A 15,576-nucleotide genomic window follows, 5' to 3' on the forward strand; every position below is an offset into this window, starting at 1 on the left:
AATAGTAGTACATGCGGGACGGGGTGCGGACCACCCGTGTCGCTACTCGGCCGCGGGCTGCGCCAGTCGTGACTCCCACTTCGCCACGACGTCGGCCTGCACGGCACGCACGTCGTCGGTGCTCGGGCCGGGCTCGGCGACGAAGCCGGCGCGGCGGTAGTACTCGAGCTCGCGGATCGACTCGAGGATGTCCGCGAGGGCCCGGTGCCCACCGTGCTTCTCCGGCGCGTTGAAGTACACGCGGGGGAACCAGCGGCGGCAGAGCTCCTTGATGCTCGACACGTCGACGCTGCGGTAGTGCAGGTGCCCGTCGACCCGCGGCATGTACTTCGACAGGAACGCACGGTCGGTGCCGATGGTGTTGCCGGCCAGGGGTGCGGAGCCCTCGGCGGGAACGTGCTGGAGGATGTACTCGAGCACCTGGTACTCGGCGTCCGCCAGGCTCACGCCGTTCGGGATCTCGTCGATGAGCCCCGAGTTGACGTGCATGTTCGTCACGAACTCGTTCATGTTGTCGAGCGCCGACTGGTCCGGCTTGATGACGATGTCGAAGCCGGGGTGCACTGGCTCGAGGTCGAAGTCGGTGATGACCACGGCCACCTCGACGAGTTCGTCGACCTCGAGGTCGAGGCCGGTCATCTCGCAGTCGATCCAGACGAGGCGGTCATTCGCGGTTGCCATGTCCCCGATCCTATTCCCGCCCCGCGTGCGTCCCGTACGTGCCGCTGCGCCCGCCCAAGCCGACCCACCCTTGTGCGCCCGTTCCGTGCGTCGGAGGCGCGAGCGGGCGAAATGCCGCGGTCGCCCTGCAGACGCACCCGGACATTCCGCCCGCTCGTCCGGGACGCGAGCCGCATGCGGTGCAGGCGGCCGCTGGAGGCCCGGGGCGACCCCGACAGGCCGCCCCGCGCCTCCAGGCGGTCGCCCTCCACCCGCCTGCCGCGCCGATCCCGCCCGCTCCCGCCTCCTCACCACGAGCGGGCGAAATGCCGCGGTCGCCCGGCGGACGCACCCGGGCATTTCGCCCGCTCGCCGACTGCGGCCGCGCTGCGGTCGCGGCTCCGCCCCGCCCGCGTCCAGCCGAGCGGGCGAAATGCCGCGGTCGCCCTGCGGACGGACCCGGATGTTTCGCCCGCTCGTCCGGGACGCGAGCCGCGGGCACTGCAGGCGACCGCCTGGAGGCCCGGGGCGACCCCGGCAGGCTGACCCGCGCCTCCCGGCAGTCGCCCTCCACCCCGCCTACCGCACGGTTCTCGCCACCCCGCACGAGCGGGCGAAATGCCGGAGTTGATCCGCGGTCGAGGCCGGGTATTTCGCCCGCTCGCGGGTGGAGCGTGGAACGAGGGGCGAGCGAGCGCACGCGCGGACGCACGAACGGGCGAAATGCCGGGGTGCCCACGGGGGAAACTCCGGCATTTCGCCCGTTCGTGGAGAAGTGGGGAAGGGGGAAGGCCCCCACCGCGCGCCTCGGCGACTAGGCCATGTCGCCGGCGGTGATGGCCTCGGCCTCGACGCGCTCCGGCTCGGGACCGTCGTCGACGCGGCGCAGGACCCTGGTGGTGCAGAGGATCACGACGAAGGCGACCGCGACGGATGCGCCCGCGAACACGTACGCCGCCGAGGGGGAGTACGCGTCGGCGAGCAGGGTCGCGACGGGCGGGGCGATGGCGCCGCCGATGAAGCGGACGGCGGAGTAGGCGCTCGAGGCGACGGAGCGGGGGAGGTCGGTGGCCTCCATGACGCACTCGGTGAGTACGGTGTTCAGGACACCGAGCACGAGGCCGCCGATCACGACGCAGATGATCAGGCCGACCTGGGAGCGCACGACGAGGGCCGCGGCGAACAGGTCGAGCGCGAGCAAGGGCAGCGCGATCTTCAACACCGTCGTCCTCCGCATCCGGGCGGTGAGCATCGGGGCGACCCACACCGACGTGATCGCGAGACCGACACCCCAGCCGAAGAACGTGAACCCGATGCCGAGCGCGCCGAAGCCGAGCGGGAACGGCGTGTACGCCAGCAGGACGAAGAAGCCGATGTTGTAGAACAGCGCGGTCGCGGCGAGGGCGGCGAGTGCCGGACGGGTCAGGGCGCGGAAGGGTGCGGAGAGCTTCGTCGGCGTGGGCTTCTCGAGGCTGCCGGTCTTCAGCAGGGCGACGATGGCGATGAACGCGACGGCCATCAGGGTCGTGACGCCGAAGAACGGGCCGCGCCAGCTCACCGAGCCGAGCAGACCTCCGACCAGGGGACCGACGGCGATGCCGAGGCCGAGCGCTGCCTCGTACAGGATGATCGCCGAGGCGGTGCCGCCGGACGCTGCTCCGACGATGGTCGCGAGCGCGGTGGAGATGAAGAGCGCGTTCCCGAGGCCCCAGCCGGCACGGAAGTCGATGATGCTCCACACGCTGTTCGACGTCGCCGCGAGCACCGAGAAGAGCACGATCAGGGCGAGTCCGATGAGCAGGGTGCGCTTCGCGCCGATGCGGCTGGAGACCCAGCTGGTGAAGAACATCGCGACACCGGTGACGGCGAGGTAGCTCGTGAAGAGCAGCTCGGTCTGCGCCGGAGTCGCCTTGAGGGACGCCGCGATCGCCGGGAGGATCGGGTCGACGAGCCCGATGCCCATGAACGCGACGACGCAGGCGAAGGCGATCGCCCAGACCGCGGACGACTGCTTGAGGATGGAGCCGGACTGGCCGGCGGGTGCGTGGGCGTTCACGCGGGGATCTCCGTTCCGTTGGGGGTTGTCCGGGTGCGCTGGGCGATCAGGTTCGCCGCGTGGTGCAGGACGTCCCAGTCGTCGTCGGTCAGGTCGGCGAACAACGGACCGACCGTGCTGGTGAGGGTGGAGCGCCAGGAAGCGAGCCGTTCGCGTCCGGCCTCGGTGAGTTCGATGAGCTGCCCGCGGGAGTCGTCCGGGTCGACGCTGCGGCTGACCAGGCCGTCGGCGAGCATGCCGGCGACGAGTCGCGTCATCGTGGGCTGCGCCACACGGGAGGCGGTGGCCAGCTCACCGAGTCGCAGGGGTTCGTCGGTCTCGAGGATGCCCAGCGTGCGCCAGACCGCGGTGGACGTGGTGTTGCCCGTCGACTGGACGGCGCTGCGGATCAGGCGGTTGACGGAGACGAGGAGGGTCTCGATCGTCTGCTCACGCGGTGTTTCCATAGCTGAACTATATAGCCGTGCTATGCATAGCGCAATGACGGGCTCGACAGACTGCACCAGCCACCGCCTGGTAGAAGGGAGGCATGAGCGACATCACCATCCACGAAGGCGACGAGTACACCGCGATCTTCCACGGCGGTCCCTTCGACGGCACGACCGACACCCGCACCGCCACGAGCGACGCGCTGGACGACGAGGTCACGGTGTTCGCCGACGTCGAGGGCCTGCAGACGGCCTTCACCTACCGCGCCACCAAGTCCCGCCAGGTCCTCGACCAGATCTCGGTCGAGTTCACCTACGAGCCCGGCGAGTCCGACCCGGTCGACGACCTGCAGGACCGCGGCGACCGCAGCGGCGAGTTCGACCGGGAGTAGAACCCCCACCCGCCGCGTTGCAGGACCACATGCAGCTCGACCTCTGGACGTCCGCCTTCTGTGCGCCGTGCGCCGCCGCCCGCCGGGTGTCGGCCGAGGCGTCGGCGCTCGTCCCCGGGCTCACCGTGACCGAACGCGACGTGGCGGCACACCCCGACGACGCGGAAGGCCTCGGTATCCGGTCCACGCCCACGATCATCGTGCGGCAGGACGACGGCACCGAGGTCTTCCGTTCACCCGGCGTCCCGACCCGCGACCAACTCCTGCTCGCGGTGGCCAAGGCACTCTGAACGAGTCGCCGCCGCGGCCGGGGCGGCCGCCGCCGCAGCCGTCCCAGCGGCGGTCCCCGGCGCGGGCAGAGCGGCCCGCGCCCCCGCACGCTGCGACGTCGGCGCCGCCACCACCACGGGTTCCGGCGGATCGACCAGCGCACGCACGCGTCGCGCCAGTCGCTTCGCGCCCCGGATCGGCGCCCCGATGCCCAGTGCCACCAGTCCGAGCGGGCTGCGATCGGCCCCACCGAGGGCGTTCTTCCGCTCCCACGCACGGCGCAGCACGCCACCGCGACTCCGCCGAGCCGGTGCCCGGTCCACCAGCGTGCCGGCGTCCCGTCGGGCCATGAGCTCCACGAGCCGGTGCTGCCAGTCGTCCTCCGCGGCCGGGTGGAAGTAGTTGTCCCGCATCCACTCCGGCCGGACGACACCGAACCGTCCGTCGACCAGGTCGACGGCGTCACCCTCGAGGCCGCTCCCCACGAACACCTCGTTGATCAGGTGCCGCCCGATGCCGAAGTCGGTCAGCGTGAGCGCGGGCACGCCCCGTGCCGCCGCCTCGAGCACCGCGGTCGAGCTGATCGTCACGAGCGCCACCGCCCGGTCGAGGTGCTCGGCCATCGGGCCGCTCTCCACCACGAGGTTGGTCGGCCCGTCCGCGGGCACCAGGTCCGGGTAGGGGTGCTCCTCGCGGTGCGTCTGGTGCTCGCCTGCCGCAGCGCGCGTCTTGATGACGACGCGCCACTCCGGGTGCGCCCGCGCCGTCTCGACGAGCCACCGCACGACGAGGGCCCGGTCGGCCCGCTCGAACGGCACACTCGGCTGCGCAGCGAAGACGACGGAGTCGCGGCCGGTCGAGCCCGCACCATGGCTTGCGCCGGCACCGCCGGTCGCGCCGGCACCGCCGACAACGCCGGCACCCCGCGCGAAGGGCAGCGTGGCGAGCGCGAAGTGCGGCTCGACGCCGCCCTCGCGCGCCATCTCCTCGTACGCGCGGACCTCACGATGGCTGTGCAGCACGAACAGGTCGGCCCGGGCGCGGAAGAAGATGCCCTTCCACTTCGACGGGAACGAGATCCCCGGCAGCCCCGAGACCAGCACCGGCCGGTCCGGGATCCGCCGGTGCACCTCGTCGATCACGAGCTCGGCCACCGGTCCGATCAACGACACGAGGACGGCGTCCGGCGGGTCCTGTCGGAGCTCCTCGACGACGGCGTCGACGTCCTTCGGAGCGGGCGGTTCGCGGTGCAGGTGGGCGAGGCGCCGGTCCAGCCCGCGGAACGCCGACCGCAGCTGCTTCGGACTCGCCGACCTCGGGGTCGCCACGGTGCGCAGCTCCAGGTCCCAGTCCGCCGGTGCGCTCGCCAGCAGGTGGGCGCCCCACTTCGCGAACGAGTCGGTGTCGACCAGGCCGACCACGCGTCGGACGCGTGGTGACGCGTCGGACGGGAGGCGCGCCTCCAGTCCGACCGTCGACCCACCGCCGTCAGCCGGCGCGTCCAAGGCGCTGGTCCCGTCGACCGGGCCGGTCACGCGCCGACGCGACGCAGCTTCGCGAGCAGTGCCTGCTCGCCAGCGGTCGGATGGGGACTGCATCCGCTCACGCGCCGACGCGACGCAGCTTCGCGAGCGGTGCCTGCTCGCCGGGGAAGATCCTCTTCACGCCGTCGCCGAGGGCGGTCTCGATGATGCGGATGTCACGGGCGAGCGTCTTCAGGCCGTGCGGCTCGAGCGACGCGGCGTGGTCGGAGCCCCACATCGTGCGGTCGAGCGTGATGTGGCGCTCGACGGCCGTGGCACCGAGGGCGACCGCGGCGATGGAGATCTGCAGGCCGGGCTCGTGGCCGGAGTAGCCGACGGGGACGCCCGCGTAGCGGTGGGCGAGGGTGTCGATCATGCGGAGGTTCGCCTCCTCGGCCGGCAGCGGGTAGGTCGACGTCGCGTGCATGAGGACGAGGCGGTCGGTGCCGAGGGCCTCGACGGCGGCGTCGATCTGCTCGAGCGTGGACATGCCGGTCGACAGGATGACGGGCTTGCCGGTCGCGGCGACGGCGCGGAGCATGCCGAGGTCCGTGACGGATGCCGAGGCGATCTTGTAGGCGACGACGTTGAGGTCCTCGAGGAAGTCGACCGACGGCTCGTCCCACGGCGACGCGAACCAGTCGAGCCCGCGGAGGGTCGCGTGGTCGCCGATCTCGATGTACTGGTCGCGGTCGAACTCGACGCGGTAGCGGTACTCCAGGTAGGTCATGTCGCCCCACGGGGTGCTGCGCGGGGTGTTCTTCATGTGCTCCGGCGTGGAGATCGCGGGAGTGCGCTTCTGGAACTTCACGGCCTGCAGGCCCGCGTCGGCGGCGACGTCGATGAGCTGCTTCGCGATGTCGACGTCGCCGTTGTGGTTGAGGCCGATCTCGCCGATGAGGTACGCGGGGTGGCCCGCGCCGATCGTGGACGTACCGATGGTGACGGTCATGGTGCTCCGTTCGGTGCGGGGGTGGCCCGCGTCGGGGATGGGTCTCGGGTCGTGGTGGGCGCGGGCGCTTCGGCGAGGGCTTCGGCGAGGGCCAGGTCGGCCTCGTCGTCGATGTCGATCGCGCCGGCACCGTCGACGACGGCCAGCTCGACGCGGCCGTGGAACCGGTGCCGGTTCTCGAGGAACCCCGCCGTCCGCATGACGTAGAAGGCGCCGGTCTCGCGGTACTCGGGCTCGCGGTCCTGCCGACGGGGCCTGGTCGCAGCGTCGTGGTTCACCGCGACCGCGGTGCCGTCCTGGGCGGTCCGCCACAGGAACGCGTGCGACGGCGTGGCGGCGAACACCGCGTCGGCGTGCCCGTCGACCACGCGCGCGACGGCGGCGTCGAGGTCGGCCGGGTCGATGAACGGCGAGGTCGCCTGCAGGAACACGAGGACCTCGGGCAGCGGCGTGCTGATCGCGTCGAGGACGTGCAGCAGGGCGGACTCCGAGGACGCCTCGTCGCCGGCGAGCTCGGCCGGACGGCGGACCACGGCGGCACCGGCCGCGACGGCCTCGGCAGCGATGGCGTCGCCGTCGGTCGTGACGACGACCTCGTCGATGCGGGTGGCACGTCGTGCCGAGTCGACCGCCCGACGGACCAGCGAACGACCCGCGACCGTGCGCAGGTTCTTGCCGGGGATCCCCTTCGACCCGGCACGTGCGGGCACGACGGCGAGGACGGAACCGGTGGTGCGCATGCTCCGGACGCTACGAAGCGCGGGTGTCGCGGAGGGGAACGGGGAGCAGACGGCGGCCGACCGTTGGGCGACCGCCGGGTCCTGTCACGGCGACGCGGCGGGGCGCGCATCGAGCGTCCGGGGGCTGCTCGCCGCTACAATCGACGCTGCTCGCCTCCGTAGCTCAGTGGATAGAGCAGGTGGTTTCTACCCACCGTGCCGCGGGTTCGATTCCTGCCGGGGGCGCCGAAGACGAACAGGGCCGCCATCCTCTCCGGATGGCGGCCCTGTTCTCGTCGTGGGGGTGGTTACTCGTCGTCGTCCGCGGCGCGGCGTCGGAGTTCGGCGGCGCTGATCGGCTGCGTGTACGGCGCCTCCGACGTCTCGTTCGCGTCCGCGGGCTCGGCGGGGGCCTGGTTCAGACGCGTCGGGACGGACGTGGTGTTCGTCGCGCCGGGGGTGTCGACCCGGGGTGCCGATGCGGGCGGGACGTCGTTCGCGGGCGCCCGGTTGACGTGGGCGTCGGCCGCGGTGGGCGTCGCGACGGGGCGGTCGGACGAGGACGGACGGTCGTTCCGCGGAGCGCGGTCGGAGTCACCGAAGGCGCGGGTGGCGCTGGCGTCGCCGGACGCGCGGGTGGCGCTCGCGTCGCCGAAGGCCCGCGTGGCGCGGTCGTCGTCCACGACCTCGGTGTCGTCCGTGCCGCGGCCTTGGACGGAGCGGGCGGGCGAGGTCGGGGTGCCGAGTGCCGGACGGACCGGGGGTGCAGCCTCGTCGTCGCCGTAGACGCGGGTGGTGTTGTCACCGAAGGAGCGTGTGGCGTTCTGGTCGGCGCTGCCGCGGTTCGGGTTCGTGCCCGCTCCACGGTTCACGGAGAACGACGGGGTCGTCCCGCCGGCGGCACCGGCAGACGCAGCGGGCGCGGCAGCACCGGCTGCGGCAGCTGCAGCGGTCGGCGCCGGAGGAGTCGAGGGTGCGGACGCGGGGCGCTGGGCCGGACGCAGCGAGGTCGTCGTCGGGGTAGGGCGCTCGGCGGGAGCAGCCGGAGCCGGCGCCGGGGCCTGTGCCTGCGTGCGCGGGGGCTCGGCCTGGTCGGCGTTCCAGTCCTGCTGGCGCTTGATCAGGTCGGCGTCGGGGTCCGGGGACTCGAACTTCCAGCGCTCGAGGTCGGCCTTGAAGAGCTTGCGCGCACGGCTCGGTCGCGCCTGCCAGTCGAGCAGGCGGTCACGGAACTCGGCGAGGGACTGGTCCGCCTGGAAGCTGAACGTCGACGAGTTCTTCTTGATGTCGGCGATCTCGTGCTGGGCCCAGTTGGCGGCCAGCGGCGCACCCTGCACGGGGAGCAGGCGCAGCCGGATGTCGGCGTCCTCGGCGAGGTGGTCCGCGTACGCACGCTCGTCGTGTCCGAGCGATCCCCATGCCGCTGCCTTGCGCGCAGCCGTCAGGATCGCGGCGACGGCCGCGTTCTTCGATTCCCGCTCCTGGAGCGCCACGACCCGCTTGGTCGCGCTGCGCCCGATGAGCGCCGCGATCACGCCCGCCACGACGATGGCGACGAAGGGGATCACAGCGCCCGAGAGCACCCGCCAACCCGTGTCGGACGAAGTCCAGTCGGTCAGGTCGTTCCACCAGTCCATGCGCGCACCATACCCACGGAACGGTCAGGCGTCGGGGAGGCCGGACGGCGTTCCGTGCATCCCGGTGCAGATGATTCCAATGTGGAACATCATGACCAGCGCAGGGTGTCCACGGCGTCGTCGGCGGACCACACGCTCGGCAGCTCGACGAACCGGCGCTCGGTCGCGACGTACCGGCGGGCACGGTAGGCGGTGTCACCGGCGACGTCGATGCGGTCGACGTACCCGACGATCTCACCGTTGGCCCGGGTGACCCGGCTCAGGTCGTCGCGGACGTCGAGGATGCGGTAGTCGCCCCGGGCGCGGGCCAGCGGGACGGTGCGGATCCGCAGTGCGGGTTCGGTGATGGTCTGCATCGCTGGCCTCCTGGTCGGTGTGGTGCCGACGCTACGGGGGACCACCGACACGCCGAGGGGCAACGTCCGATCTGGGGAACAGGGTCCCCGCGCACACTGTTGTGGAGGAACGACGGGGCTGCACGGGCAGCCCGGAGAGAGGTTGTGGCCATGACCACGTTCGTGCTCGCAGGTGGATGTTTCTGGTGTCTCGACGCCGTGTACCGCACGCTCCAGGGTGTGCAGGACGTGGTGTCGGGCTACGTCGGCGGACAGGTCGAGGACCCCTCGTACGAACTGGTGTGCACCGGGACGACGGGCCACGCCGAGGCGGTCGCGGTGACGTTCGATGAGTCGGTGATCCCGGCTGACGTGATCCTCGACGTCTTCTTCACGCTGCACGACCCACGGCAGCTGAACCGCCAGGGGGCCGACGTCGGCACGCAGTACCGCTCGGCGATGTTCCCGGCCGACGACGCGCAGCGCGAGCTGTTCGAGCGCGCCATCGAGCGGGCGTCGGACATCTGGGACGGCGGCATCGTCACCACCATCGAGCCGCTCTCGACGTTCTACACGGCAGAGGAGTACCACCAGGACTTCTTCGCGAAGAACCCCGGGCAGGGCTACTGCCTCGCAGTCGCGCTGCCCAAGGTGAACAAGGTGCGGAAGGCCTACAGTCAGTACATCCTGGCGTCCTGACCCCGGGGCGGCAGGGCCACAAGGAGGTGGTTCGAACATGACGGACAACACGGGAACCTGGGTTGCGATCGGTCCGGCCGGAGCGGTGGGCAGCATCCACCGCGCGGCGGACGGGTTCCAGGTCGAGCTCTACGGGCGACGACGGGCGGGCGGGCCGTACCCGTCCCTCGAGTCCGCGAAGGGCGCGGTCCACGCCGCGCTCGGACCGTTGGCCGCCCGGCCCGAGTTCCGAGCGCACTGACCGGGTCCGGACAGGAGGCCCGGGGGACTCGTCCTCCACAGGTCACCTGATCGGGTCCACACGCCACAGATCGAGCCCCGGGTCGCTGACGCGGCCCCGGACTCCGTGACGATCGACGCATGAACGACATCATCACCGTCTGCGGAATCGTCGCCACCGAGCCCCGGCACCTCGTCACCGAGACCGGCATCGCCATCACGAGTCTCCGACTCGCCTCACCCTCGCGCCGCTGGGACCGGGCCACCGCCGCCTGGGTCAACGGCGCCACCAACTGGTACACCGTCACCGCGTTCCGGTCGCTCGCGTCGAACGTGTACAAGTCCCTGAAGAAGGGCGACCGGATCGTCGTCGCCGGACGGGTCCGCATCCGCACGTGGGAACGCGACGGTCGCGGCGGGACCTCGGTCGAGATCGACGCCGACGGCATCGGTCACGACCTCGCGTGGGGGATCAGCAACTGGCTGCGGGTGCCGCGGCAGGTCGGCGACGGTGCCTCGGGGCAGGGTGGCCTCCGCGGTGTGGACCCCCGCACCGGCGAGGTCCGCGACCCGGCGGGGCACGGCGCCGGTCACGGGTCCGACCACGGGGCGGAGCCGGACGGTCCGCACGACCACGCACCGGCGACCGAGCACGGTCCGGACGGTGACGGCGACGTCGACGGGGTCCACGGGGCACCGCCGCCCGGCGACGGCGAGGAGCCCGCGGGGCCGTCCGAGCACGTCCTCGAACAGGACGCCGCCCCCTGGGACCCCGCGCCGCCCCTCGACGACCACGCCCACGACGCCGAAGCGGCCTGACCCGCACGCCGACCGGAGTCGGGGTGCGGGTCAGGCCGCCGGGGACGCGTGCGGTTCACCGCGTCGCGTCGGTCACCACTTCTGCGCGATCATCCCGATGCCGGAGACCTGGGCGGTGTCCCAGTTGCCGCCGCGGGGCAGCCCGGTCACGCGGCCGTCGATCGTGAAGCTGGCGCCCTGCACCCGCGGGCTGTTCGTCTGCTTCGCCTTCAGTCCGTGGAACGAGAAGCTCGTGTCCCACTTGCCGTTCAGGCCGGTGTTCGACTTGCGGTCACCGACCGTGATGCGGGTGTTCTGCACCGTCGAGTGCACGACGTCACCGTTCAGGCGGGCGTTGGCCTCGGCGTTGAAGAACAGGCGACCGTCGAGGTTGAGCTTGAGGGTGCCGATCGTCTTGTGGTTCACGATCATCGTCGCGACGTCGTTCTTGTACCAGCGCATGCCGATGGGCGTGAGCTTGTTGGTGGCCGGGCCCAGGTAGCCGTAGGTGAACTTGCCGTTCTGCACGCGCTCCCAGATGTAGCGCGGCTTGCCCTTGCTCTGCGGGGAGCCCTTGTCCGACTGGATCCCGAACGCGTAGGCGTTGTTGTGGGCGTCGTGCACGTTGATGTACGACGAGTAGCCGGTGCCCGTGCCGTTGGCGCTGATGCTCGCCGTGTACAGCAGGTAGGGGCTGCCCTTCGGCACGGCACCGGCGGCCGATGCCGGCGACACCGGGGCGATGAGCGCGACGGTGAGTGCGATCGCTCCGACGAAGGGGAGCGCGAGGCGGCGGAGCCGCGACGGGGTCGTGGTCGTGTGCGTGGTCATGGTCCTCGTCCTGTCCGTGGTCCTGATCCTGGTCCTCGTCGTGGTGGGTGACGGGCCCGAGGTAGCGGGGTGAGGCCAAGCTACGTCGTCCGTGTCGCGAACAACAGGCTTGTTCGTACAGGTGCGGGAAGCGGCGATCCGGCGTCGGGCGAGCGGTGCTCCGGCGGTGTCACTACACTTGGGGCCGATATGGCTGAGTACATCTACCAGATGGTCCGCGCCCGCAAGGCGGTCGGCGACAAGCTGATCCTCGACGACGTCACGATGTCGTTCCTCCCCGGTGCCAAGATCGGCGTCGTCGGACCGAACGGTGCGGGCAAGTCGACGATCCTGAAGATCATGGCGGGTCTCGACCAGCCGTCCAACGGCGAGGCGAAGCTCACGCCGGGCTTCAGCGTCGGCATCCTCATGCAGGAGCCGGAGCTCGACGAGAGCAAGACCGTACTCGAGAACGTGCAGGAAGGCGTGGGCGAGATCCACGGCAAGCTCGCACGCTTCAACGAGATCTCGGCGCTCATGGCCGAGCCGGACGCCGACTTCGACGCGCTCCTGGCCGAGATGGGCACCCTGCAGGAGGACATCGACGCCGCCGACGCGTGGGACCTCGACTCCCAGCTCGAGCAGGCCATGGCCGCGCTGCAGTGCCCCCCGGGGGACGAACTCGTCACCCACCTGTCCGGTGGTGAGAAGCGCCGCGTCGCGCTCTGCAAGCTGCTGCTCCAGAAGCCCGACCTGCTCCTCCTCGACGAGCCCACCAACCACCTCGACGCCGAGAGCGTGCTCTGGCTCGAGCAGCACCTGCAGCAGTACCACGGTGCCGTCCTCGCCGTGACCCACGACCGGTACTTCCTGGACCACGTCGCACAGTGGATCGCCGAGGTCGACCGCGGCCGCCTGTACCCGTACGAGGGCAACTACTCGACCTACCTCGAGAAGAAGCGTGCTCGCCTCGAGGTCCAGGGCAAGAAGGACGCCAAGCTCGCGAAGCGCCTGTCGTCCGAGCTCGACTGGGTCCGGAGCAACACCAAGGGCCGTCAGGCGAAATCGAAGGCCCGTCTCGCCCGCTACGAGGAGATGGTCACCGAGGCCGAGCGCACCCGCAAGCTCGACTTCGAGGAGATCGTGATCCCGGTCGGCCCGCGTCTGGGTTCGCAGGTCATCGACGCCGAGCACCTGCGCAAGCAGTTCGGTGAGCGCGTCATCATCGGCGACCTGTCGTTCACGCTGCCCCGCAACGGCATCGTCGGCGTCATCGGCCCGAACGGCGTCGGCAAGACCACGCTCTTCAAGACGATCGTCGGCCTCGAGCCCCTCGACGGCGGCACGCTGAAGATCGGCGACACCGTCCAGATCTCCTACGTCGACCAGACCCGCGGCGGTATCGACCCGAACAAGAACCTGTGGGAGGTCGTGTCCGACGGACTCGACTACATCCAGGTCGGCAAGACCGAGATCCCGTCCCGCGCCTACGTGTCGCAGTTCGGCTTCAAGGGCCCGGACCAGCAGAAGCGCGCCGGCATCCTGTCCGGTGGTGAGCGCAACCGTCTGAACCTGGCGCTGACGCTCAAGCAGGGCGGCAACCTGCTGCTCCTCGACGAGCCGACCAACGACCTGGACGTCGAGACGCTCGGCAGCCTCGAGAACGCCCTGCTCGAGTACCCAGGTTGCGCCGTGGTCATCACCCACGACCGGTGGTTCCTCGACCGCATCGCCACGCACATCCTGGCGTGGGAAGGCCTCAACGAGGACGGCACGCCGAACTGGTACTGGTTCGAGGGCAACTTCGAGGCCTACGAGGAGAACAAGATCGAGCGCCTCGGTGCCGATGCCGCGAAGCCCGGTCGCGCGACGTACCGCAAGCTCACCCGCGACTGATCCTCGTGGCGAGACTGCACGCTCCCATCCGCATGCGGTGGAGCGACATCGACGCCTACGGTCACGTCAACAACTCCGCGATGCTGCGCCTCCTCGAAGAGGCGCGCATCGTGGGGTTCTGGGGTGCCGACCCCGGTGAAGACCCCGACGGCGACCTGCCCGAGCCGATCATCGACGGCCGGCCGGGTTCCGGCACCATGACGGTGATCGCCGGCCAGCGCCTGGAGTACCTGGCGTCGATCCCGTACCTCCGCCAACCGCTCGACATCCAGATGTGGATCGGGCGGCTCGGGGGCGCGAGCATCGACGTCTCGTACGAGGTCTGGTCGACGGTGGGGCAGCACCCCGCCGTCCTGTACACCCGGGCGACGACGGCACTCGTGATGGTCGACGCGGCGACGAACCGTCCGCGTCGGCTGACCGACACCGAGCGTGCCGCGTGCGAGCGATACCTCGAGGAACCGGTGCAGTTCAGCCGGCCGTAGGAACCCGCATCATGCCCTCCTGGGCGACGGTGGCCAGCAGCGTGCCGTCGCGGGAGAACATCCGACCGAACGCGAGTCCCCGGCCGCCCTGTGCGCTCGGGGACTCCTGCGTGTACAGGATCCACTCGTCGGCGCGACCGTCACGGTGCCACCACATGGCGTGGTCGAGGCTCGCGCTCTTGACCCCCGGGGTGCCCCAGGCGACGCCGTGCCGCCGCATGATCGGCTCGAGGATCGACAGGTCGCTCGCGTACCCGAGCACCGCGCGGTGGAGCGCCGGGTCGTCCGGCAGGTCGCCCTGCACGCGGAACCAGACCGCCTGGTGCGGCACGTGCTCGCCCTGCACGTCGACGAACACCGGGCCCTCGACGTGTCGCAGGTCGATGGACCGCGCGGCCCAGGCACGTGCGACCGGGTGGTCGATCGCGGACAGGATCGACGCGGCCGACGGCAGGGACTCCGGGTCCGGGGTGTCCACCGGGTACGGGTCCTGGTGCTCGATGCCGGTGTCGGGCACCTGGAACGACGCGATCATCGAGAAGATCGGGACACCGCGCTGGTAGGCCTGCACGCGACGGGCCGCGAACGACCGGCCGTCGTGGATGCGCTCGACGCCGAAGGTGATCGGCACGTCGATGTCGCCGGGCCGCAGGAAGTAGCCGTGCATCGAGTGGACGTCGCGTCCCTCGATCGTGCGCTGCGCGGCGACGATGCACTGCGCCAGCACCTGCCCGCCGAACACCCGTCCGCCGGGGGACCAGTGGCTGGCACCGGTCAGGATCGTCTCGCCCGTGCTCGCGCCGGTGTCCTCGAGTCGCAGGGTCCGCAGGAAGTCGGGTTCGCCGTTCACGCTGTGCAGTCTACGAACGGCTGCCCGCCGCCGTCGCAGGTCGCCACGCCCAGGTGCTGCGGCATCGACGGCCGGTAGGATCGGTGGCGACATGGGCAACTCGTTCACGCTTCCCGACGCCGCCTCACTCGGTGACCTCCGCACGTACCTCGGACGTGCCGCCCGGATCGAGGACGGCTCGGTCCGGCTCATCGCCGACTCCGGCGTCCTGGCCGTCTACACGGCGATCCTCTACCCGCTCGGGTTGCTCGACGAACTGCCGACGGTGCTCGGGCTCCGCACGTTCTCGCTCACCGAACCCGCGTCGATCGACACCGTGGTCCCGCTGCAGTCGCTCCTCGAGCGCCTCCGCCTGCTCGCCGAGGCGCAGGACGCCGAACACGCCGAGGGTGCCGACCCCACGCGGGCCACCCCGATCGAGGTCGAGCTGCCGCACGAGGTGCACACCGTGACGTGGGCAGCCATCTCGCCGCCCCGCGGTGGCTGGGTCCCGCTGCCGGACGTCTCACCGGAACTCCTCCGCCGCGCCACACGCGACGGCATCGCCGAGGTCGCCGACGCCGTGCCGTCCAACGCGGGCGAGGCAATCGTCCGGCGAATCCGCGCCGAGGTCTGGGGCCGACCGGTCCCCGGCGTCGAGCACCTGCCCGCCGGTGCGGGCTTCGCGGGCGAGAGCCTCGGGTTCCTCGGGCACGACCCGGTCCGCCTGTTCGAGACGGGTCCGTGGAGCCGACTCACGACCTCGCGCGGCCACGTGCTCGTCAAGCGCCGCGCCTGGACCCTGAGCTCCTAGCAAAGACGACGGCGACGACGACCATACCGCCCGGCCGCCGTGGTTGGCTGGCCG

General features: G+C 71.1%; 18 protein-coding genes and 1 tRNA gene. 9 read left to right on the forward strand and 10 right to left on the reverse strand.

What is annotated here, in order from left to right; translation table 11 throughout:
- Positions 1 to 42: 42 nt before the first annotated feature.
- The 3 genes from orn to DEJ08_RS05080 form a co-directional block, all read right to left on the reverse strand.
- Positions 43 to 681 (reverse strand): oligoribonuclease, encoded by a 639-nt coding sequence (gene orn, locus DEJ08_RS05070; RefSeq protein ID WP_111054834.1) that lies wholly within the window; start codon positions 679 to 681, stop codon positions 43 to 45.
- Between the two features lie 793 nt (positions 682 to 1,474).
- Positions 1,475 to 2,716, reverse strand: coding sequence for an MFS transporter (locus DEJ08_RS05075; protein WP_111054835.1), 1,242 nt, complete (start codon positions 2,714 to 2,716; stop codon positions 1,475 to 1,477).
- Entirely contained in the window at positions 2,713 to 3,162 is a 450-nt protein-coding gene (locus DEJ08_RS05080; protein ID WP_111024208.1) for a MarR family winged helix-turn-helix transcriptional regulator, read from the reverse strand. Before DEJ08_RS05080 ends, DEJ08_RS05075 begins: the two co-directional genes overlap by 4 nt.
- Before the next feature lie 83 nt (positions 3,163 to 3,245).
- Between DEJ08_RS05080 and DEJ08_RS05085 the strand changes: the two genes are divergently transcribed.
- Both DEJ08_RS05085 and DEJ08_RS05090 read left to right on the forward strand, forming a co-directional pair.
- On the forward strand, positions 3,246 to 3,536 hold the full coding sequence (locus tag DEJ08_RS05085; protein WP_071405508.1) for a hypothetical protein: 291 nt from the start codon (positions 3,246 to 3,248) through the stop codon (positions 3,534 to 3,536).
- Between the two features lie 29 nt (positions 3,537 to 3,565).
- Complete coding sequence (locus DEJ08_RS05090) at positions 3,566 to 3,826, forward strand: thioredoxin family protein (protein WP_111054836.1); 261 nt, start codon at positions 3,566 to 3,568, stop codon at positions 3,824 to 3,826.
- Here the strand turns inward: DEJ08_RS05090 and DEJ08_RS05095 are convergent.
- The 3 genes from DEJ08_RS05095 to DEJ08_RS05105 all read right to left on the reverse strand — a co-directional run bounded on the left by DEJ08_RS05095 (position 3,770) and on the right by DEJ08_RS05105 (position 7,021).
- Positions 3,770 to 5,341 (reverse strand): DUF6716 putative glycosyltransferase, encoded by a 1,572-nt coding sequence (locus DEJ08_RS05095; protein ID WP_111054837.1) that lies wholly within the window; start codon positions 5,339 to 5,341, stop codon positions 3,770 to 3,772. The two genes, DEJ08_RS05090 and DEJ08_RS05095, sit on opposite strands and share 57 nt — an antisense overlap.
- A 67-nt stretch (positions 5,342 to 5,408) precedes the next feature.
- On the reverse strand, positions 5,409 to 6,281 hold the full coding sequence (locus DEJ08_RS05100) for an N-acetylneuraminate synthase family protein (RefSeq protein ID WP_111054838.1): 873 nt from the start codon (positions 6,279 to 6,281) through the stop codon (positions 5,409 to 5,411).
- The gene (locus DEJ08_RS05105) at positions 6,278 to 7,021 is read right to left on the reverse strand and encodes an acylneuraminate cytidylyltransferase family protein (protein ID WP_111054839.1); all 744 of its coding nucleotides are present in this window, start codon (positions 7,019 to 7,021) and stop codon (positions 6,278 to 6,280) included. The genes DEJ08_RS05100 and DEJ08_RS05105 overlap by 4 nt, the downstream gene beginning before the upstream one ends.
- 152 nt (positions 7,022 to 7,173) lie before the next feature.
- Here DEJ08_RS05105 and DEJ08_RS05110 point away from each other — a divergent pair.
- Positions 7,174 to 7,246, forward strand: a tRNA-Arg gene (locus DEJ08_RS05110).
- Between the two features lie 62 nt (positions 7,247 to 7,308).
- Here the strand turns inward: DEJ08_RS05110 and DEJ08_RS05115 are convergent.
- Positions 7,309 to 8,637: a hypothetical protein gene (locus DEJ08_RS05115; RefSeq protein ID WP_111054840.1), complete on the reverse strand. Its 1,329-nt coding sequence runs from the start codon at positions 8,635 to 8,637 to the stop codon at positions 7,309 to 7,311.
- Positions 8,638 to 8,726: 89 nt separating this feature from the next.
- Complete coding sequence (locus DEJ08_RS05120) at positions 8,727 to 8,993, reverse strand: hypothetical protein (protein ID WP_017886047.1); 267 nt, start codon at positions 8,991 to 8,993, stop codon at positions 8,727 to 8,729.
- Between the two features lie 150 nt (positions 8,994 to 9,143).
- Here DEJ08_RS05120 and msrA point away from each other — a divergent pair, with 150 nt between their 5' ends.
- From msrA to DEJ08_RS05135, 3 genes are all read left to right on the forward strand, one after another.
- The gene (gene msrA, locus DEJ08_RS05125; protein WP_111054885.1) at positions 9,144 to 9,671 is read left to right on the forward strand and encodes a peptide-methionine (S)-S-oxide reductase MsrA; all 528 of its coding nucleotides are present in this window, start codon (positions 9,144 to 9,146) and stop codon (positions 9,669 to 9,671) included.
- 37 nt (positions 9,672 to 9,708) lie between these two features.
- Entirely contained in the window at positions 9,709 to 9,912 is a 204-nt protein-coding gene (locus tag DEJ08_RS05130) for a hypothetical protein (protein ID WP_027464651.1), read from the forward strand.
- Positions 9,913 to 10,031: 119 nt separating this feature from the next.
- A complete protein-coding gene (locus DEJ08_RS05135; RefSeq protein ID WP_111054841.1) occupies positions 10,032 to 10,709 on the forward strand; it encodes a single-stranded DNA-binding protein in 678 nt (225 codons plus the stop codon).
- Between the two features lie 72 nt (positions 10,710 to 10,781).
- Here DEJ08_RS05135 and DEJ08_RS05140 read toward each other — a convergent pair whose 3' ends face one another.
- Positions 10,782 to 11,519: a hypothetical protein gene (locus tag DEJ08_RS05140; protein ID WP_111054842.1), complete on the reverse strand. Its 738-nt coding sequence runs from the start codon at positions 11,517 to 11,519 to the stop codon at positions 10,782 to 10,784.
- 189 nt (positions 11,520 to 11,708) lie between these two features.
- On the opposite strand from DEJ08_RS05140, the gene ettA reads away from it, so the two are divergent.
- Together ettA and DEJ08_RS05150 are read left to right on the forward strand one after the other, a co-directional pair.
- Entirely contained in the window at positions 11,709 to 13,394 is a 1,686-nt protein-coding gene (gene ettA, locus DEJ08_RS05145) for an energy-dependent translational throttle protein EttA (RefSeq protein WP_071405516.1), read from the forward strand.
- Positions 13,395 to 13,426: 32 nt separating this feature from the next.
- Positions 13,427 to 13,879, forward strand: a complete 453-nt coding sequence (locus DEJ08_RS05150) for an acyl-CoA thioesterase (protein ID WP_111054843.1) — start codon at positions 13,427 to 13,429, stop codon at positions 13,877 to 13,879.
- Here DEJ08_RS05150 and DEJ08_RS05155 read toward each other — a convergent pair.
- Positions 13,866 to 14,729, reverse strand: coding sequence for an acyl-CoA thioesterase (locus DEJ08_RS05155; protein ID WP_111047794.1), 864 nt, complete (start codon positions 14,727 to 14,729; stop codon positions 13,866 to 13,868). The two genes, DEJ08_RS05150 and DEJ08_RS05155, sit on opposite strands and share 14 nt — an antisense overlap.
- 91 nt (positions 14,730 to 14,820) lie before the next feature.
- Here DEJ08_RS05155 and DEJ08_RS05160 point away from each other — a divergent pair, with 91 nt between their 5' ends.
- Positions 14,821 to 15,522, forward strand: a complete 702-nt coding sequence (locus DEJ08_RS05160) for a DUF8185 domain-containing protein (protein WP_071405518.1) — start codon at positions 14,821 to 14,823, stop codon at positions 15,520 to 15,522.
- Positions 15,523 to 15,576 lie beyond the last annotated feature (54 nt).

This window comes from Curtobacterium sp. MCLR17_054 (assembly GCF_003234335.2).
Lineage (GTDB): Bacteria > Actinomycetota > Actinomycetes > Actinomycetales > Microbacteriaceae > Curtobacterium > Curtobacterium flaccumfaciens.

Excerpts from the sequence above, each read along its gene's own strand:
- DEJ08_RS05150 (WP_111054843.1), top strand. The coding sequence starts at position 13,427 with ATGCGGTGGAGCGACATCGACGCCTACGGTCACGTCAACAACTCCGCG.
- DEJ08_RS05105 (WP_111054839.1), bottom strand. The coding sequence starts at position 7,021 with ATGCGCACCACCGGTTCCGTCCTCGCCGTCGTGCCCGCACGTGCCGGG.
- ettA (WP_071405516.1), top strand. The coding sequence starts at position 11,709 with ATGGCTGAGTACATCTACCAGATGGTCCGCGCCCGCAAGGCGGTCGGC.
- DEJ08_RS05120 (WP_017886047.1), bottom strand. The coding sequence starts at position 8,993 with ATGCAGACCATCACCGAACCCGCACTGCGGATCCGCACCGTCCCGCTG.
- DEJ08_RS05140 (WP_111054842.1), bottom strand. The coding sequence starts at position 11,519 with ATGACCACGCACACGACCACGACCCCGTCGCGGCTCCGCCGCCTCGCG.
- DEJ08_RS05130 (WP_027464651.1), top strand. The coding sequence starts at position 9,709 with ATGACGGACAACACGGGAACCTGGGTTGCGATCGGTCCGGCCGGAGCG.
- DEJ08_RS05090 (WP_111054836.1), top strand. The coding sequence starts at position 3,566 with ATGCAGCTCGACCTCTGGACGTCCGCCTTCTGTGCGCCGTGCGCCGCC.
- DEJ08_RS05160 (WP_071405518.1), top strand. The coding sequence starts at position 14,821 with ATGGGCAACTCGTTCACGCTTCCCGACGCCGCCTCACTCGGTGACCTC.
- msrA (WP_111054885.1), top strand. The coding sequence starts at position 9,144 with ATGACCACGTTCGTGCTCGCAGGTGGATGTTTCTGGTGTCTCGACGCC.
- DEJ08_RS05080 (WP_111024208.1), bottom strand. The coding sequence starts at position 3,162 with ATGGAAACACCGCGTGAGCAGACGATCGAGACCCTCCTCGTCTCCGTC.
- DEJ08_RS05135 (WP_111054841.1), top strand. The coding sequence starts at position 10,032 with ATGAACGACATCATCACCGTCTGCGGAATCGTCGCCACCGAGCCCCGG.
- DEJ08_RS05115 (WP_111054840.1), bottom strand. The coding sequence starts at position 8,637 with ATGGACTGGTGGAACGACCTGACCGACTGGACTTCGTCCGACACGGGT.
- DEJ08_RS05100 (WP_111054838.1), bottom strand. The coding sequence starts at position 6,281 with ATGACCGTCACCATCGGTACGTCCACGATCGGCGCGGGCCACCCCGCG.
- DEJ08_RS05085 (WP_071405508.1), top strand. The coding sequence starts at position 3,246 with ATGAGCGACATCACCATCCACGAAGGCGACGAGTACACCGCGATCTTC.
- orn (WP_111054834.1), bottom strand. The coding sequence starts at position 681 with ATGGCAACCGCGAATGACCGCCTCGTCTGGATCGACTGCGAGATGACC.